The 18,933-nt window shown below is 38.2% G+C and carries 12 protein-coding genes and 3 pseudogenes; 1 reads left to right on the top strand and 14 read right to left on the bottom strand.

Annotated elements, in window-relative coordinates:
* Window positions 1-146: 146 nt before the first annotated feature.
* The 6 genes and pseudogenes from SB775_RS22235 to SB775_RS22210 form a co-directional block, all read right to left on the bottom strand.
* Window positions 147-929 (bottom strand): DeoR/GlpR family DNA-binding transcription regulator, encoded by a 783-nt coding sequence (locus SB775_RS22235; protein WP_410863362.1) that lies wholly within the window; start codon window positions 927-929, stop codon window positions 147-149.
* Between the two features lie 27 nt (window positions 930-956).
* Window positions 957-1,970 (bottom strand): ABC transporter ATP-binding protein, encoded by a 1,014-nt coding sequence (locus SB775_RS22230; RefSeq protein WP_061462924.1) that lies wholly within the window; start codon window positions 1,968-1,970, stop codon window positions 957-959.
* Window positions 1,970-2,842, bottom strand: a complete 873-nt coding sequence (locus SB775_RS22225) for an ABC transporter permease (RefSeq protein ID WP_061462923.1) — start codon at window positions 2,840-2,842, stop codon at window positions 1,970-1,972. Before SB775_RS22225 ends, SB775_RS22230 begins: the two co-directional genes overlap by 1 nt.
* Entirely contained in the window at window positions 2,839-3,693 is an 855-nt protein-coding gene (locus SB775_RS22220) for an ABC transporter permease (protein ID WP_377387034.1), read from the bottom strand. The genes SB775_RS22225 and SB775_RS22220 overlap by 4 nt, the downstream gene beginning before the upstream one ends.
* 126 nt (window positions 3,694-3,819) lie before the next feature.
* Window positions 3,820-4,640, bottom strand: a pseudogene (locus SB775_RS22215) (alkaline phosphatase family protein).
* Window positions 4,630-5,742 (bottom strand): ABC transporter substrate-binding protein, encoded by a 1,113-nt coding sequence (locus tag SB775_RS22210; protein WP_410863360.1) that lies wholly within the window; start codon window positions 5,740-5,742, stop codon window positions 4,630-4,632. Before SB775_RS22210 ends, SB775_RS22215 begins: the two are co-directional and overlap by 11 nt.
* Window positions 5,743-6,425: 683 nt before the next feature.
* Here SB775_RS22210 and SB775_RS22205 point away from each other — a divergent pair.
* Window positions 6,426-6,731: a hypothetical protein gene (locus SB775_RS22205; protein WP_410863359.1), complete on the top strand. Its 306-nt coding sequence runs from the start codon at window positions 6,426-6,428 to the stop codon at window positions 6,729-6,731.
* Window positions 6,732-7,795: 1,064 nt separating this feature from the next.
* Here SB775_RS22205 and SB775_RS22200 read toward each other — a convergent pair.
* The 8 genes and pseudogenes from SB775_RS22200 to SB775_RS22165 all read right to left on the bottom strand — a co-directional run bounded on the left by SB775_RS22200 (window position 7,796) and on the right by SB775_RS22165 (window position 18,848).
* Window positions 7,796-8,905 carry a Ger(x)C family spore germination protein gene (locus SB775_RS22200; protein ID WP_410863358.1) on the bottom strand — a complete coding sequence of 370 codons (1,110 nt, stop codon included), beginning with the start codon at window positions 8,903-8,905 and terminating at the stop codon, window positions 7,796-7,798.
* Window positions 8,902-10,002 carry a GerAB/ArcD/ProY family transporter gene (locus tag SB775_RS22195; RefSeq protein ID WP_410863356.1) on the bottom strand — a complete coding sequence of 367 codons (1,101 nt, stop codon included), beginning with the start codon at window positions 10,000-10,002 and terminating at the stop codon, window positions 8,902-8,904. Before SB775_RS22195 ends, SB775_RS22200 begins: the two co-directional genes overlap by 4 nt.
* A gap of 10 nt (window positions 10,003-10,012) precedes the next feature.
* Window positions 10,013-11,587 (bottom strand): spore germination protein, encoded by a 1,575-nt coding sequence (locus SB775_RS22190; protein ID WP_410863355.1) that lies wholly within the window; start codon window positions 11,585-11,587, stop codon window positions 10,013-10,015.
* 354 nt (window positions 11,588-11,941) lie between these two features.
* Window positions 11,942-12,169: a hypothetical protein gene (locus SB775_RS22185; RefSeq protein ID WP_410863353.1), complete on the bottom strand. Its 228-nt coding sequence runs from the start codon at window positions 12,167-12,169 to the stop codon at window positions 11,942-11,944.
* A gap of 201 nt (window positions 12,170-12,370) precedes the next feature.
* A pseudogene (locus SB775_RS22180) lies at window positions 12,371-12,607 on the bottom strand (hypothetical protein); the annotation flags it as partial.
* Window positions 12,608-12,887: 280 nt separating this feature from the next.
* Window positions 12,888-17,033, bottom strand: coding sequence for a S8 family serine peptidase (locus SB775_RS22175; protein ID WP_410863352.1), 4,146 nt, complete (start codon window positions 17,031-17,033; stop codon window positions 12,888-12,890).
* A 264-nt stretch (window positions 17,034-17,297) separates the two neighbouring features.
* Window positions 17,298-17,588, bottom strand: a pseudogene (locus SB775_RS22170) (response regulator transcription factor); the annotation flags it as partial.
* A gap of 75 nt (window positions 17,589-17,663) precedes the next feature.
* Window positions 17,664-18,848 carry an acetyl-CoA C-acetyltransferase gene (locus tag SB775_RS22165; protein ID WP_410863350.1) on the bottom strand — a complete coding sequence of 395 codons (1,185 nt, stop codon included), beginning with the start codon at window positions 18,846-18,848 and terminating at the stop codon, window positions 17,664-17,666.
* Between the last annotated feature and the right edge of the window lie 85 nt (window positions 18,849-18,933).

Below are 18,933 nucleotides of genomic sequence, written 5' to 3'. Positions count from 1 at the left end.
GCAATGAAACTCATGCTATATAGCTCCTTTTCTCATTCAATCTATTAAATTCTCTTTCTAGCTTTTATATCTGCTCTCATTAAAAAGCCAATTAAAAAAGAGAGAGAACTCCCTCATCCATCTCGATATGTCCTTTTATGGATTGACTATGCTTGAATCCAATTGATCTCCTCTAATTTTGAATGATTTCTCCATTCCTCTGGAAATGGTTGCTCACAGACAATCACATCGACTTTTTCTAGAGGACAAACTTTACTAAATGTGTCGACACCAATTTTAGAGTAATCCGTTAGCAATATAACTTGCTTTGATACCTCGACCATCTTGCGTGAAACTAATGTTTCATGTAAATGATAATTACTAACCCCATTTTGGATGGAAACACCACCAGCTGAAATGAACGCTTTATCAATATTAAATTGATTTAACATTTGTTCAGTGAGACCGCCGCTTATAGATTGATGCTTTGGATCAATTTGTCCGCCTAGTAATAGAATTTGTCCTGTAAACTTATTTTCATTGAGCAATTCGGTTAACATAGACGACACAGGAAGAGAATTGGTTAAAATCGTAATGTCTATTTTATTTTCGATACACTGAGCAAATTCAAGCATGGTTGTCCCTACATCAATGGCAATCACATCACCGTTAGAAATGAGTTCTACTGCTTTTTTCCCAACCTTAATTTTCGCTTCTTGATTCACCGTTGTACGCTGTTTAAATGGAGGCTCCTCAAATTCAAAGACTGTTTTAATCGCTCCACCGTAAACCCTCTTTAAAAGCCCTTTTTCCTCTAATATCATCAAATCGCGTCGAATCGTTTCCTCTGAAACATTAAATTGATCAACTAATTCCATTACTTTAACTTTTCCCATTTTGTTAAGTTCTTTTAAAATTTCATTCTTTCTTTCTTCTGGCAAAACAGACATATTCCTTCCCCCGCAATCATTAATAATTTATAAAATAATGCATTCTTTCTTCGGTACAACAATATTAACGCGTGCTCCTTGTTCAAACATTTTTCCTCGGTGGTGAAGATAGTCTACAAGGAAAGCGGACTCATCTGTTTCTACTTCATATCTTAAAACATTCCCTGTCATGGAAACATCTTTAATAAACCCTTTAATTCCCCAGTTCTCTTGTAAATCCAAGCTATCCTCACCAGCAGAAACTAATTGTAAAACTTCAGGACGAATCGCGACTTCATTCCCTTTTAATTCTGTGCTGCGAACAAGTTTATGGAAAACTTCCATATTACAAACATTATAATTTCCGATGAATTTTGCAACAAATGTATTGGCTGGAGAAGTATAAATTTCTGATGGAGAACCGGATTGTACAACTTTTCCTTTATTCATGACAAAAATTCGGTCAGACATCGTCATTGCTTCTTCCTGATCATGCGTAACAAAAATAGTTGTAATATCTAATTCTTTCTGTATTCTCTTTAATTCTTTTTGCAAACTTTTTCTAATTTTAGCATCCAATGCGCTTAACGGCTCATCCAAAAGCAGTACTTTCGGCTCCATGACAAGCGCACGGGCAAGAGCAACCCTCTGCTGTTGTCCACCAGATAATTGATGAGGATACGACTCTTCTTTTCCTATTAAATCAACCATATCAATCATATTTTTCACTTTTGTTTTAATATTTTTTACCTTCTTCATTTTAAGGCCGTACGCGATATTGTCAAAAACGCTCATATTTGGGAAAAGCGCATAAGACTGAAATACCATACCGACTTCACGCTGACGCGGTGATAAATTAGTAATATCTTTTCCATCAATTAAGATTCTTCCTACATCAACACCTTCAAGCCCCGCAATGGAACGTAATAATGTACTTTTCCCGCATCCGCTTTGCCCAAGAAGTGTAGCAAATTCTCCTTTTTTTAATGTTAAAGAAATGTCATTTAGAACGACTTGATTTTCATACCCCTTAGTCACTTGATCGATGGTTACATAGCTCATTACTTTTCACCTTCTATAGCAGTATTTTTATTACAGTGTTGTTTTTTTAAAAATGAAGGAATTCGCTTCTTATTTGACACGACAGGATTTTTTTCGTTTCTAAACGTAAGTTTTAATACAATCCCCGTTAAAAGTAAAATCATTGAATAATAAGTAATAACAATTGCACTTGTTAAGTGACCACTGCTGTTTAGTTTATCGGCAAGATAAATTTGAATGGTTTCAAATCGGCCCCCCACAAGCAAATTGGCAAAAGCAAACTCACTAAATAAAAGAGCGACTGATAATAAGGTAGACACTAAAATACCAGATACAATATTTGGAAACACCACTGTGCGAAACGACTGGAATTTGGTAGCACCCAGTAATTCAGCTGCATCAACAAGCTGCACAGCATTAATCGTACGAAGGCTGCTACGAATACCTTGATACATAAATGGCAGAATCGTTATGAAATAGGCACCGATTAAAATCCAAGGTGTTCCGGCAATTTGAATCGGTCCATCTGAATATACCTTGATTAATCCGACAGCTCCAACAATGGGAGGAATTCCATAAGGAAGCATAGCTGCTGCTTGAAGTAACCCTTCCCATTTACTGAAATATACCGTGATGATAAAGATAGTCGGAAGCATAATAACAACACTAAGACCTACAGACATGACAATTAAAAACAGCGTTCGTCGAAAAGCATCATAAAACCGTTCATCTTGAAATAATTCAATATACCAATCCATTGTATAACTCTCAGGTAAAATGGTATGATCCCATTTACCGGCAACCGAGAATAAAAAGGTTCCTACAAGCGGAATTAATAAATATATAACTAGTAACCCAACAATCACTTTATGAAAAGTCAATGAAGATTTCATCGTAAATCCCTCCTAATGCGGCGCATCATTCGTTCATTGAACCACATCGCCCCTATCATTGTCGCTGCTAGAAGAACTCCCATCGCACTGCCTAGCTGCGGCTTTAATGCAACGTCACTAGCAACTAGAGAGGCAATTTGCAATGACAATAAGTTATAGTTGCTGCCTACTAATGCATAGGCAGTAGCGTAAGCTCCCATCGAATTAGCAAACAAAATGCTGAATGTACCTACAATACTAGGTAAAAGAACTGGAATCCCAATGTGAAGCCAAAATGATAATGTTGATCCTCCTAATAATGAAGAAGCTTCTTTCCATTGTTTCTTAATTCCTTGATAAGACGGGTAGATGAGCATAATGGCAAGCGGAATTTGAAAATATATATAAACAAGAATGAGGCCTGTCCATGAATATAAATTAAAATCCGCAAACACATCCCCACCAATCTTTGAAAAAAGCAACGTAAACAACCCATTGTTTCCAAGTAAAATAATAAATGAAAATGAAAGGGGAATACCCTCAAAGTTCGACGTCATATTGGCAATCATCAGCAGGCGATTTTGTATTTTTTGTGAGAACTTTGTAAACGAATAGGCTGCAATGACTGCTATAAACACAGAAGTTACGGCAGAAAACAAGGAAATGACAATGCTATTTTGAATACCTTGTAAGTAAAACTTACTTTTAAATATGGTGATATATTGATCAATCGTAACTTGAATTCCATCGTCTGCATAAAAACTGTCTTTTATCATTGCCACTAATGGTCCTATTTCAAATCCAATCACAAACATAATAAAGGGCAATAAAAGAGCTAATAAGTAAATTTTTTGTTTTTTTATTTTTCGCAAGACTTCTCGCTCCTCTTTGTTCTCTAACAATTTAGGAAAATTCGGGAATTGATTTAACAGTACGTTCGTTAAACCAATTCCCGTCAACCTTCATTCTTCATTTTAATGTTGAATAGTGTATCTTTTTTAAAGGGTATTTTTTCCTTTCAGACCTGGAAATTGATATGAAATCATTTTATTGGACGGCTCAATATTTAAAAGTTCACAAACGAGCGGTGCAAAAGCTAATTGCGGAACTACTTCACTGTAAACACCAGATTCAACTTTTGGACTCATGATAAAGAGTGGTACATCACGCTCACCATCAGTTATGCCGCCATGGTTGCCATATTCACTCATGCCATGATCAGATGTAATTAAAATGTGGTAACCTTCTTTGATCCAAATTGGCAAAAGTTGTGCCAACAAGCTTCCCATTTTTAAGATTTGTTCACGATATTCTTTCGATTCCGAACCGAAAATTTCTCCTTTTACATCTACACCGAGCGGATGAATATATAAAAAGTGTGGGTCATACTTTCTGCGCAAAGCTTCTGCATCCATTAACACATGGCTGTCTGGATAGTCATCATCCCAATAAAATTTTCCATATTGAATTGGCTTAGACTCATCCTCTTGCTCACGATCTTCAATAAAATGGAATGGCGCACGATTATAAAGTTCGCTTACCCAGTAATAAGATACCGTTCCGTTTCTTAAGCCGTTTTCTTTCGTAAGATGAAAGATACTTTTCTCAGTAGATAAGCGAACGTAATTCCGTTCACTGATGCCGGTGTACCCGTTAGTAACACTTCATATAATGGACGGGAAAGACTTGGGAGCTCCGACTTTACTTTGTAAAGTGCTGCCTGATTTGTTTCAACTAGATGTTGAATAAATCCAAGAGCCTCACATGCTTTATCATATCTCATACCATCAACAATAATTGCTATTACTTTATTTGACATGGACTAACACCTCTTCTTGCCAAAGCTGTGGTAATTTCTTTGCTGTTTCTTCCCAAGCTTTGTAATCTTCAATAGGTTTTGCATTTTTGTACTGTTCTTCTGGAACCATTTTTTCAGCTACTTCTTTCGGTAGTTCTACATCGCGAATTGGCCGGGCAAATCCTTTAGCTAAGTTTATTTGTCCTTCATCGCTTAAGATATATTCTCTAGTTGCCATCGCCGCATGCGGATGCTTTGCATTTTTGTTAATAATAGTTGCGTAGCCGCTTACGACTGAACCTTCACTTGGAATGGCTACATCAAATTGATCGCGGTTAATTTGGTCAGCGTAACCTAGAGCATTGAAATCCCAAACAAGGGCAACTTCCACTTCCCCTTTTTCGATGTTAGCCGGCTTGGCATCAGTTAAGCTAAGGCGGCCTTGCTTGGCAAGCTTAGCAAAATAGTCAATTCCTGGTTGGATATTTGTTTCATCACCACCGTAAGCCTTAGCGGCAGCAAGAACGGCCATTTGGTTCTGTGTACCACGCTGAACATCTCCAACTGTTACTTTATAATCTCCTTTTAATATGTCATCCCATGATTTTGGCGGGTTATCTACTAATTCTTTATTAGTAAGGAATGCAATCGTTCCTTGGTAGCCAACAACCCAATCTCCATTGTCATCTTTTGCCCAGTCAGGTACCTCGTCCCAATAGGAAGTTTTATATGGCATCGTTAATTCTTTTTTTTCCGCGATTGGCCCAAAGGAAATCCCTACATCGCCGATATCAGCTGTTGCATTCTCCCCTTCAGATTCCATTTTGGCAATCTCTTCGGCACTGGATAAATCTGTATCGCTGTGTTCCAACGTATATTTTTTCATCACATCATTCCACGTTTCTCCCCAGTTAGCCCATGAATCAGGCATACCGACACTATTAATTGTCCCCTCTTCTTTTGCCTTTGTTTCAATATCTTTCAGGGTTAGTGAGTTTGGATCTTTAACAACTGGAGCGGCCTGCTCTTCAGGAGCTCCACAAGCAGATAATCCTAGTACACTCACTCCTAACATCACAGCTTGAATAGACTTATAACAGTTCTTCTTGAATGTGTAATTCATAAAAAGGGCCTCCATTTAGTGTGGAATTTTTAATGTTTATTACTTTTTATTACGGTTTCATCATAGTTCGACAATATTAATCCCACATTATTCAAATATTAAGGTTTTGTAAAACCACTTTTTATTCGTCAAATTCATCAGCTTTTATTTTCATAATCATCCAGAAAAAATCCTCAACAACAGTACGAAAATAGGGTAAAGTAAAAGCAAATCTAGGGTCCTACCACATTCCCATCAAACTAAGCGTGCCAAGAGTTAATTTAAAGTGTGTTCTCTTTATTTTGCTACAGTAATATTAAAATTGTGCATTAATAAGGATAAAACTCCTCCAACAAGTGACAATGTGCCTAAACTTCATCCCCATGACCCAAAGTTTAAATCTCTTTATTTGACGGAGGATTCTTTTAGATGCAATATCAAAGTATTTTCCCAGATTTTACAACGTCTTATAAAAACAAAAACTAAAATTATCTTTAACCGAGTTGCGATGGTATCAGGTTTATTTTAGGCGTTTCTCTATACCAATCTAGAAATACGAAACCGAATTGAAGGAAATGAATATCACTTTTGAAAATTTTGCGTTGAAATGGATTGAATATTATGATATTTAAGTAAAAGTAAGCAGTGTAAGAGCTCTTAGCATTGCTATAAAGCACCTTATATCTAAATGGGGTCATCTCCCTTTGCGAAAGATAACAAGGCATATGTATCAGTCCCATTTAAATGAATTGTCCAAGAAGTTTAGCAATAACTACCTTGACAGCATTCATACTACTGTAAATATGATTTTTAAACACGCTATCCGCCAAGTTTTTCTACTTGCAAACCCAATAGAAGGTTTTGTTATGCCTAAAAAACAAATAACTATAAAATACATTGAAGAAGAAGAACTCAACGATCAATTTTTGAAAGTAAGTGAATTGAAGGCATTCTTATGTATTGCTAAAGAACATGGACTTTCTTTTGACTATCTTACCTTTGCAAGTTAGCGTATACGGGAGTTCGTTTGGAAGAAATTCTTGCTCTAAAGTGGTCAACCCTTAACTTCATAAAAAACTAAGAATCACAAAAACTTATTACAATCGAACAAGTGAAGCATATGAAGATTGAAAAAGCACATCACTCCACACAGTTTTAGACTCTCATTGAAGCTGGTGCAGGTATAAAATTAGATATAAGGGAGATTAGGACATTCAGACGTAAATACAACAATGAACATCTACGCATATATGACAAAAAATATTGACGAAAAGACCTTTCATAAGTTCAGTGAACTTATGAAAGGTCTTTTCTAAATAGTGAAAGTAAGTTTTCAGAAACTGAAAGTTAGCAAAATGTTAGCATTCCACTCTCATCTTAATCCAAAATCCAGTCATACCAAAGGTTCTAGGCGATGTTTACATCATAATCGAAGAAAACAGGGCTAAAAAATCTTATCATATAAACACTTTCTAAAAATTCATCACCAATAATCTTTAATAACTTTGAAATTACACGAGGACAAAGCCGAGGACAAATTAAAGGGTCTGGTATTACGATGAAGTATTTAAACATGGCTGTTTTCACATACTTTGTTGCTATTTACCAGGTAGTGAGTTGTGGTTGATTTCCCCTCCAGATGCTCGCTTTCCTTGGTGCGGGCGGTGAGCCTCCTCGGCGTAAACGCGTGGGGTCTCAACTGTCCCGCTGCTCCCGCAGGAGTCTCGCACTTCCGCTCCAATCAATCTTAAATAGTTTCGTTTTAAAAACAAAAATCTTTACGAAAAGAGCCTTAAACATTAATAAAAATCAAAGAGCCTAAGCTTCTTTGATCTTTATATATATAAATAATCTTCTTCATTAAGCAAGTTTTTGTAGCCTCCGAAACAAGAAATCGTTTGTAAGCCTCTTCACCCTTTCGCCCTTTAGGTGCAATCAATAATGCTTATTACAGTCTTATGCTACCTCATTCTAAATCAAGCATGGCCTTTGTCAAAAAAAGCTTGCAAATTTAATCCCTAAAAGGGAGAAACCGGTATCGGTTCTCAGCATCCCCATTATGAAAGCTTTTGTCCTATTGATGATTCGTTGATCCTATGCCCTTAATTTTTGTTTTTACATGTATGTTTATTTTTGATTTTGCCAGAGTGTTCCCCCAGTCTTCTTGTACTTTTTTCCACTCTTGATAAGTGTAAGCTCTTGCATACAGACCAAGCCCTAAAGGGTCAATTTGAGCCTTTTGTATTTTTTGAATTAATTGATTTGTTTCATTCTCAAGCTCATTTGTAATGATTTTTTCAAGCTTTGCATAATCTTTTTGGACATCGAATGGAAAGAGTTGTTCGGATATCGAGATTTGTAAATCTACATTTATATCAAATACAAAGCGTCCATTGAACTTTACTTTCTTCTTTACTTTCAAATCTGAAATGGAGAAGCTGATGTATGGTTTGCCTTTATTGGCGGATTCCATAGAAACAGGAATAGTTATGGAATAATCACCTTTTTGATTACCTTCTAAAATATTTAATAATTGATTTTCTTCAGGTGTTATTGTTATTTTATATTGGCCGGACTGAGCTAGCAATGCGGAGCCTGTTAGCTCGATTCTTTTTTTCTTTTTGATTTGGGTGATCCACGCCGTTCTCCCTTTGTCCTTCATTTGTCTGTGGAAATCCTGGAGGGTCGTGTTTTTCACAATATTTCTCTTGGAGGCAGCATCAATTAAACTTGTTAAATATAGAGATAGTCGCGGTTTATCTGTTGGTTTATTGAAAATAATATCTGCAACAGATCCATCTACAGCGACAACACCTGCGGTTACTGTATTTTTAGGATCTCTGAAGAAAGGATCGAGATAGTCAAACCAATCCTTCTTTTTAAGCAGTCGTTTTCCCACCAAAAACAATTGCGTTTTACTTCCTGATGTTAATCCTATTACCCTCGCATCAAATTTTTCTCTTGAATGTCGGAGGGTATATGATTTAACTTCATACACTTCTTCCTTATCTTTTGCCTCTTTACTAAATATCGGGCTTGACATATACACTAATAAATTATCCTCTTCATCTAAATCGAGGCCTAAAATAAGTGAGACGCTAACTTCCTCTATTGGTGTAGCATCCATACATCCAGAGAGTATCATTACAAGGATTAAAAGACACAATCCTATTTTTCGGCTCATGAAAATCTCCTCCGTGAAAATTTCTCATATCCCCAACTGTAAATCCATAAAAAAACGGGAAACACATATGCTACCGCAATCCCGGCATTCGAAGCCCATTTTTGCCAGGTTGTTACTTGTATCCATGTTGGTTGAACAAAAAATGTGGCCACGACGAGTAAACCTAACAAAACGAGTACATATAAACTATGATCCTGCTTATTCATTAATTGACTGAAACTAAAGACTGTACAGTACATGTACAAGATCCAGGCTCTTGAGGAAAAAAGGATCAAAATATTCAATATAACCACGTCAAGACGCTCAATAAACGGGAATTTAATCACTTTGAGCATACTTAGGACAGGCTGATTAAAATCGGTAATGCTATCCGGACTAAAGAACACAAAACAGGTAATGGTTACAAAGAGATAAAAGAACATCGATAAGGTGTTGGCAATAATAATTCCACGAATGGCATATTGCTTTTTCTTTAAGAAAGGATAAAAGAAAAAGACAAGCTCAAACCCTAGGAACGAATAAATGATCGGCGGCAGGGTAGCTGAAATTGACTTCCAACCAACTTTAAACAATGGAAGTAAATTCAAGAGACTTCCATCTTTTAATGGAAGCAAAAGAACTACCGGGAGCCACATCGTCATATAGAAAATCAATTCATTATATCTTCCAATAACACGGAGACCATTCCTGACTATAAAGAATACCGGGATTGAAAATAACAACACAATTAAGTAATCAGGTGTATTGGGAAGAAACCATGCTTTTATATAAAGAAAAGTGTTAATAAATATGATCAAAGAAAAGCTTAAAGTGTATCCAAGAATAATGAAAATAGCCACTTTACCTAGTATTTTTCCAAAAAATCGGATAAGAAGATCGTAAAACGTGTCATTTGGGTACTTCGCAGCCGTTTTCACTATAATAATACTGGCAGCAACACTTAATATCCAACCAATGATGAGGCCCATCCAGCCGTCTGTTCCACCCTTTTCGGCAACAACTCTAGGAAGCGACAAAAAACCGACCCCCATTTGGGTCCCAACAATTAAAAAAATATATTGCAGGATGGTGATTTCATTATGAGTGTATTTTTTCATTTTCCTCACCTTATCTTTTAGGCTTTCCCTGACGATTGGATTGAATGTTCCTTACACTTTTTGGTCTTGTAATCATTTTCCATAAAGGGAAACGAATAAATGAGTCCTTCATATCAGCAAACCGGAAAGGAGCTAATGGGCTTGCATACGGAGTTCCCAGCGATTCAAGACTAATTAAATGGGCTATCAACGTCATGCCACCAATCATGATTCCGACACTTCCAAACATGACTGCTAATAACATCATTGGAAATCGCAGCATTCGGATAGCCGTCCCCATGTCATAATTTGGAATGATAAATGAGCCGATTGCCGTTGCAGAAACGATAATCACCATAATATTGCTTACTATACCTGCCTGAACAGCTGCCTGTCCGATCACAATTCCTCCCACAATTCCGACCGTTTGGCCTATTGGAGCCGGAAGACGAACGCCTGCTTCTCTCATCATTTCAATGGTAACCTCCATCAAGAGTGCTTCTATGATTGGCGGAAAGGGAACAACCACCCGTGATTCGGCTATGGATAAAAAAAGCTTTAAAGGAATGACTTCGTAATTATAGGATATAACGGCTACATATGTTGAAGGTAGAAACAATGTGATCATAAAAGCGAAAAAGCGCAACAACCGTATCAATGATGCAGCTAACCAGCGTGTGCTGTAATCATCAATACTCTGAAGAAAAGACATTAATGTTACCGGAGCAATTAAAACAGATGGCGAACGATCGACGATAACGGCAAATCGACCTTGAAGAATTTGTGAAGCTGTTGCGTCCGGCCTCTCGGTTAATATAAACTGAGGAAACGGGGAATATGGGTTATCTTCAATGAGTTCAGATAGTTCACCAGTATTAATTATCACGTCCATTTGAATTTGTTTGATTCTGTCTTCAAGTTCCTGCAGTACTTCTTTACTAGCAACATCTCCCAAATAAACGATAAAGACCTTTGACTTTCCGCGAACACCCACTGTAAGTTCCTTTATGATCAATTCTCGGTTAGGAATATACCTTCGCAACATTGCTACATTCTGACTTCCGGTCTCTACAAATCCCTGGTGGGCACCTTTCAGTGATGTTTCTAACTTCGGATCTTCAATCGCTCTTTGAGGCCATCCTTTTGTATCCAAAAGAAACGCTTTAGTTTCCCCTTGGATGAATAAGGCGCTGTCACCTGCAAAAAGTGCATTTTCAACGGATTTCCATGAATGGACTTCTTCAACATCCCCTATAGTTGTAGGCAATCCCTTCTTTGGGTCGAAAGAGGATTGCATCATGGCACTTAGAACATTTCTGCTTATTGAATTTTTATCTGTTAAACCATCTACGTATACTAAAGCTGCCTTTGTTCCCTTTCCGGCGAATTCGAAGTGGCGAATCACCAGATCCGGAGCATGGTGAAACATCTGCTGAAGTACTTGTATATTCATCGATAAATCAGGATACAGCGGATAATGTTCTATCGAACTAAGTTTTTCTGAATAAACATTTTGGTTTGTTTGCTGGTATTTAGAATAACGTTTCCTTTTAAATAAACCGGAGAAAAAAATATGAAACGCCCCCCTTTCTCTCGGATTTATCATTTCTCGCATAAGAAGAAATATACTCTATGCTGTAAAAAAATTAGACTATGACGGAAGCAAGTAAAACGTACACCAGTTTGGAAAAAAAATTGAGTTTAACTTCAAAATTGTAAATTAAACACCTATAATAATAAAGAAAGCCTAGGATCCTTGTTATGTAAGGAAATAGGCTTTCTTTTATTTCAGTTATTTTTTGGCATTTCTCTATTTTTTAAATGGAATTCGGGGTTCTACTTGATATATGGAATAAGTCGTTACTGCGCTTTCCAATTCTGAGTATTGTTCATTACTGCAAGCAAACAGATAGGTTTGTATATCAGTACGGACACATACTCCAAAATAGTAGTGGAACATTCAACCTTTATTTTTATCCATGTTTGCATCAATAGCAATAATATTCTCTTTTTCTGCTAACTTTTTAAACTCTTTACTCTCAACTGTTTTCTGCACCATTTTTCTTAAAATAGCCTGTTCACTTTCGGACGGTTCATACGCTTTTTCAAAAATTAACCATCTTCCAAATAAAAACAAATTAATCCCTATACTGATTATCAATACTGTAAATAAAATCTTAATCTTCATATATCCCCATCCCTATACCTTTGTCTATCTCGATGTCCCCACCTACTGTAATTCATTTAAACGACTTAAACTCTCTTCTTTATTAAAAGCTGTTTTCACATACTTTGTACCAGGGAGTGAGTTGTGGTTGATTTCCCCTCCAGATGCTCGCTTTCCTTGGTGCGGGCGGTGAGCCTCCTCGGCGTAAACGCCTGTGGGGTCTCACCTGTCCCGCTGCTCCCGCAGGAGTCTCGCACTTTCGCTCCAATCAACCTTAAATAGTTTCGTTTTAATAACAACAATCTTTACGAAAAGAGCCTTATTAAAAGAACTATGCCAACGATAATCATATTGATCCAATATACGGTAATGGTTAATACTCAAATTTTGTTGCAAACGAAAATCCCCTCTATACTCGATTTCTTTCCACCATATCTTACCATCCATTGTTTTTTCTTTAGGCGTACCACCATTTTTACAAACAATTAACTGAACAAAATCATGTTCGGACAAGTTTCATTTTTTCTGATATTAAATTAATGAACTTCTTCTTTTTCCATATATGCTAAATACTCCTTTTTGAATAAAAAGCAAGGGTCAGTGCCCTTTTGTTCAAGAAATCTGGTACTCCGTACATATCTTCTAAAAAGAGGACTTATCAACTTTTCTTAACTCTGCTCTTCTTATTTTATAAAAAAGAAGGTGAGGAATGCTCTGCATTCCTCACCTTCTTTTCTTGCTATTGCTTTGGCTCCAGTCCGATCAGGCGCAGGAAGTATTCCAGACCTTTTTTGCCAATTTTTTCTTTTGGCTGTTTATCGGCAGGTGCATCCGGTCCTTTCGTTAAGAAGTTTTTCTCAACTAAGCGAATGTCCGTTTCGTCTACCACACCGTCTTGATTGATATCTTGCGGCACGATGGATGCATCCTTCATACCATATGCATCCACAACACTCTGGATATCGAGGATATCAACCATTTTGTCGCCATTCACATCGCCTGCAAGACTTCTCTGACCAATTCTTAAAAATTGCCCTCGTAGCTCTCCATTTGCATCATATCCAGGAATGAATTTCTTCATCACTTTAAGATGCCCAGGAACATCGAAAACAGCTGTATATACTTGATCGGAAGCAGGAATATCATTGACTGTGAATTTTCCACTCTTATCAATTGTTCCTGGATATTTTTTACCACTTCTAGAGAGAGCGTATACTTGTGCTCCTATTTTTGAGTAATCCGCTTTTTTCAAAAATACTGCTCCTGATTCATATATCAAAAATGCTTCCGGCAAGATGGATCCCAGCAACTGTGTATGTGTAGGAATTAATTTAAGATCTTCAGTGCCGTAAAAAGGAATAGCAGTGTCTGCTGTTTGTCCGGATTTCTTATAAGACCCCTTCTTTACCTCAAATCCAGGAATTTCATCGTAAACTTCATCATTCGATACTTTAAACGTTACATCGAGGAACGGCATGTCTCCATCCAGTCCTCTGAATGCATTTCCAGTAATGGAAGCACCGATTTTCAAACTATTATTGAATGTACCTTCCGTCACAACAGGTTTATCTAGTGATACCTGTAAGCCTTTTTCCTTTGCATATTGTTTGACTGCATTGTTCAGCTTCACATTCGAAAACTTGAAGAAGTCTTTGTAGTACTCTACATTAAATTCTCCCGAGACAAGCTGCTTCACATTATTAAGGCTTAGTGTCATCGTAAAGCTATCGTCGACTTTTAACTCTTTCTTGTTATAACTGGAAGTCGTATATTCCGTTCCTTCTTTCATGAAGTAATACTTTTGGTAACCAACTGCCGTTGCAGTATCCCACGTTCTCAACCACAATCTCATAGGTTGTTTTGCAATATCACTTTCCTCAATACCTAACTTCACATCTCCATTCGCTTGAATCGGGAAGAACCCAGCCATATATCCAGAGGCACCTGTATAGTAAGCCATAGTGTTGGACGATTGATCGATGTCCAACCCTTTAGATTGTAATAGATCCACTGTCTCATCCTTAGCTGTTCCATGCAGCCACACCGCTTTTTGGCCATCTTCTACTGTAAACAAAGAATCATTGATTTCGATTACACCCGATTTTATATCCATGTTGACTTCTGGTGCTGTATTGTCCACGATAAGTGGATTGTCTACCACATATGTTTTCCCTTCCTCATCGTGTGCAATCAGTTCCAGTATATAGTCGCCTGCTGGAAGCTTTATAGGAATATCACTGATTGGCTGGGACGGATCATTTGTAAATGGTAAGACCGTACCGCTGAACGCACCTGTAAGATACACTTCTCTATCTATTGGAAAGTTAGTGTTCGCTGTCCCTATGAACCCTACAGATTTTCCTGTTTTACTGTCTTTTACAAGCACATCCATGGTTGTCATTGGACTGTTCAACTTCATGATGAAATGGATCCTTGTGTCATTAAGTTCCCAGAAAGGTGTTGTATTTGTCACGGATGGTCTAGTCGCTTTGACATAATCAAATCCTTTTTCCGTCGCCATGACAGCAAATGGAATTTGATAGGTTTCGTCTGGATTGTTGGTATTGGTCACATGAATGTACCCTTCATATCTTCCTGCCGAAGCGCTGGTTGGAATCGTTATTTTTGGCTGGAGCTCCTCTATTTGGCCGCCTCCCACTGTAATCGATGAAGGCACCGCCACTTTTACACCGTTCTTCACTGCATCTTGAATGCCTTTTCGCTCACCGTGATACTCCACTTCTAGTTTAAAAGATTTCTCTTCCTGGCTGTTGTTTTGAACCGTCACCTTTTTGCTTGCATCAATTGGTCCATTACCTTTTTTATAATATCTGCCGAATACGATAGAACCTGTTTGTTCGTCAATTTCTACGACGTTTCCATTTTCGATATTTTTTGTCTTATCCCATACTTTGATGGATGTATCTGTATGAACCGCTTGATAGGCATCGATTCGTCCTGCACCCACTTCGTATACAGAATTATTCCCTTTTAAATCATTCGATGTATTCATGAGTGCCGCTTTTACATCGAAAGGAGTGTATTCCGGATTCTCCTGCAAAATCAATGCTGCTGCTCCTGCCACGTGTGGCGTAGCCATCGATGTACCCGACATGCGTACATAGGCATTCCCGTAATTAATGCCGTCCTGCGGATCGTTGATGAATTCCGGTGTCGTAGAGAATATCGACACACCTGGAGCGACTACATCCGGCTTAATATCATAATTTCCATTTACCGGTCCACGAGAACTGAAATCTGCTAAATGATCGCCTTCCGTTTTTGTGTTATTTAACGTTTCAAATGTGAAAGAACCTTCGCCCATCCCCTTTAAACGCTCACCATCCGCTTTTGACAGGCGGAATGAAGGGATTAACCCGACGGCCTCACCCAAGTAGGCAGGTATTTGCCCGTCAACATTGTTATACACAATCACTGATTTAGCCCCAGCTTTTTTGGCGTTTTTGATTTTTTCATCAAACGCAATTTCTCCGCGCTGAATCAACGCAATTTTCCCGCTGACATCTTTCCCAGCAAAATCAGATGCTTTACCAAGTCCCGCAAATACAATTGGTAAGGATTTTCCTTGCAATTCTTCTAATCTATCAGAAAAATCTTTGCCTAGCAGCTGCATATTTTCAAATTTCTCGTCGGAAGCGCTTCCATTAAAGGCAGGAATGGACATGGAAGCATCGCTTGCACCTACTGATATGCCAAGAGCCGCTGTTCCCGGAGAACCAAGAGTTTTTTCGTTAGGTCCGGCGTTACCTGCAGCAACGACGGTCACCAAGCCTGTAAGCATGGCGTTATTTACTGCGACAGAAGTGGCGTATAAAGGATCGTTAGTCTGCGCGCCAAGCGACATATTGATGACGTCCATGCCATCTTCAATCGCTTTATCGATTCCAGCGAGAATTCCTTCAGTATATCCCCCTCCCCAAGGCCCCAATACTCTATACGCATATAAATCTACTTCAGGTGCTACCCCTTTCACAGCATAATCCACATTGTTTTTCTTTTGGGCTGCAATCGTCCCTGCGACATGTGACCCATGGTTTGTGTAATACACATAGCCTGGGTCTTCCGGCTTGCCAGCATTTATCCAATCCTCGTAGGTCGTTTCCATTGGATCGACATCATTATCTACAAAATCATATCCGCCTTTATAAGCTTCTTTTAAGTCAGGATGATTGTAGTCAATACCTGTATCAAGAACACCGACTTTAATTCCCTTGCCGGTAATGTTCTCGGCATGAAGTTTGTCCACGCCAATTTGCGGAATACTGTCTGCCATTTTCGGCTCGATGGCTTCTTTCGATTTTACAGGTGGTTCCACTTTCACTTCGTAATCTTTAAAAATACGTTTAACTACTCCAGATTGCAGCAAATCCTTAACTGCCACACCAGGCAGTGTCATCGCTACACCGTTGATGGCGTTTTTATACTCTCTTGTGATCTTTACATCTTCCACTTTGTAATTAGTCACGTTTTTCTGTGATTTCAATGATTGCACATGCTGTTTAAAATCTTTATGAGCTTTTTCCACTTTCTCATTCGCATCTGCAGAAGATAGTTTCTTTCCTTTCGCCGCTTTTTTCATCACTTCTATTTTGGCTGGCGCCTGCTCAAATTCGACAATGACTTTGACTAATTCCGGACTATTTGCATTAATATCCGGAGAAATCGTAAAGTTTGGAGTGGCATCCAATTGCTCTAATGCCTTTCTTTGTTCCGCAGACAGGCTCTTTAGAATTTCTTCCGCATGATCAACTGGATTCAACTCAAACGGGCTTTTCGCCATTACATTATACGGGGCGCCTTGAGATAATAACATGCCAACAACTAAGGTCCCTGTAAGAATCTTACTGATTTTTTTCCTCTTCATACCGCATCCCCTTATCCTATATAACTATTTTCTCACTAAACATTTGTTCTTCATAAACAATTCATTTAAAGATGATGAATCTAGTAAACTAAGATTTAATATACCGTTTAACATTTCTACTTTTCTGAAAATTAATCATAAGATGTAATTTTTCATCTATTGGTTCTAGATCCATATATAACTTAAGATTTATTCCAGATCTGTTATTAAAGAAGAATAATCAAGGTACTGAACAGTTCTTTTAACTTTTTAAGTGATTACGATTTATGAAAATGGAACAAGTTGATTCAACGGCATAACTGACTGCCTGTGAACGGCTTTTCACATTCAGCTTTTTGAAAATCTTATTGATGTGAATTTTGACGTCTTATCACTGATAAATAAGGCTTCAGCGATTTCTTGGTTACTAAGACCTTTGGTCAACTCAAGCAACATTTCTTTTTCTCGCTTAGTCAGAATATTTTCGTTCGGCTCTGATTTCGTTTGCTGGTGATGATACGTTATCAGCTTTTTGGTCATGCGAGGATGAATAACCGAATCCCCTTTTGACGTCATTGTGGAATTAGGTCCTCAACATTAGAAGTGCGGACCATGTCAGGTGTCTTACAGAAATTCATTTTGTAATATCATTCATAGAGCCTCAATGATTACTGAGATTCCTTGTCCTCCTCCAATACAGAGGGAGGCTAGTCCATACTTCTTTCCACGATTCCTTAACTCCAGGGCCAATGAATATATAATTCTAGCTCCACTAGCCCCAACTGGATGACCTAATGCGATTGCTCCACCATTGACGTTAACTTTTTCCCGTTTCAATCCAAGCTCTCTCTCTACTGCAAGATACTGGGCAGAGAATGCTTCATTGATTTCGAACAAATCGATATCTTCAATATTGAGTCCGACTTTCCGTAAGGCTAATTGACTAGCAGGAACTGGTCCAATGCCCATAATATTTGGGTCTACCCCCGCAATCCCCCAGGATATGATTCTTGCCAATGGCTTCACATTGTGATTGGTTTGAAGGAAGGATTCACTTCCAAGTATTAAGGCAGCTGCCCCATCATTAATACCACTGGCATTACCTGCCGTTACGGTCCCATCCTTTTTAAAGGTTGGTTTCAGTTTCGCTAATCCTTCAATTGAAGTATTATGGCGAATATGTTCGTCTTCTAAAATGGTTATTTCCTTTCCTTTTTTTGTGAATATCGTGACCGGGGAAATCTCTTGTTGAAATCGTCCCGTCAGTTGGGCTTTTGCTGACTTTTGGTGTGATTGGACAGCTAAACTATCTTGATCGTCTCGGGTTAGTTCATATTTTTCAGCAAGAGTTTCCGCTGTTAATCCCATCCCACACCCTATATACTCATCGCTCAAAGTCGCCCAAAGCATGTCGTCCATTTGTGGAGACTGTAAACCCCTACCAAAGCGGACATCTCGTAATACGTGAGGAGATTGGCTCATATTTTCGGTTCCCAAGGCTAGGGCAACTTCAGCATCCTTTAAAATAATCGACTGAGCTGCCGATACAACCGCTTGCAATCCAGAACCGCATAAACGATTGAGAGTTAAAGCGGGGCTCTCGATTGGAATCCCAGCTTTCAAAGCAATATGCCTGGAAAGGTAGGAGGCATTTTTCGAAGTATGTATCACATTCCCAGCAAAAACATGCTCAACCTCTTCAACTGAAATATTACTTTTTTCAATGGCTCCTTTACTTGCTATCACTCCAAGATCGATGGCAGAAACATCCTTTAATACCCCACCAAAACTCCCGAATGGCGTCCTAGCCCCACCTAAAATATAAACATGACTCATAATTCATTCTCCTTTATTGAAGATTGTTTGATTCGATTTGATGGATGGAAAACATCTTTTCCATTTCTTTATTTTACCTTCTAAT

It is taken from the genome of Peribacillus sp. SIMBA_075 (assembly GCF_046534585.1).
Note: the sequence above shows the minus strand (reverse complement) of the source record. Positions and strands in the feature narration are given on the sequence as shown.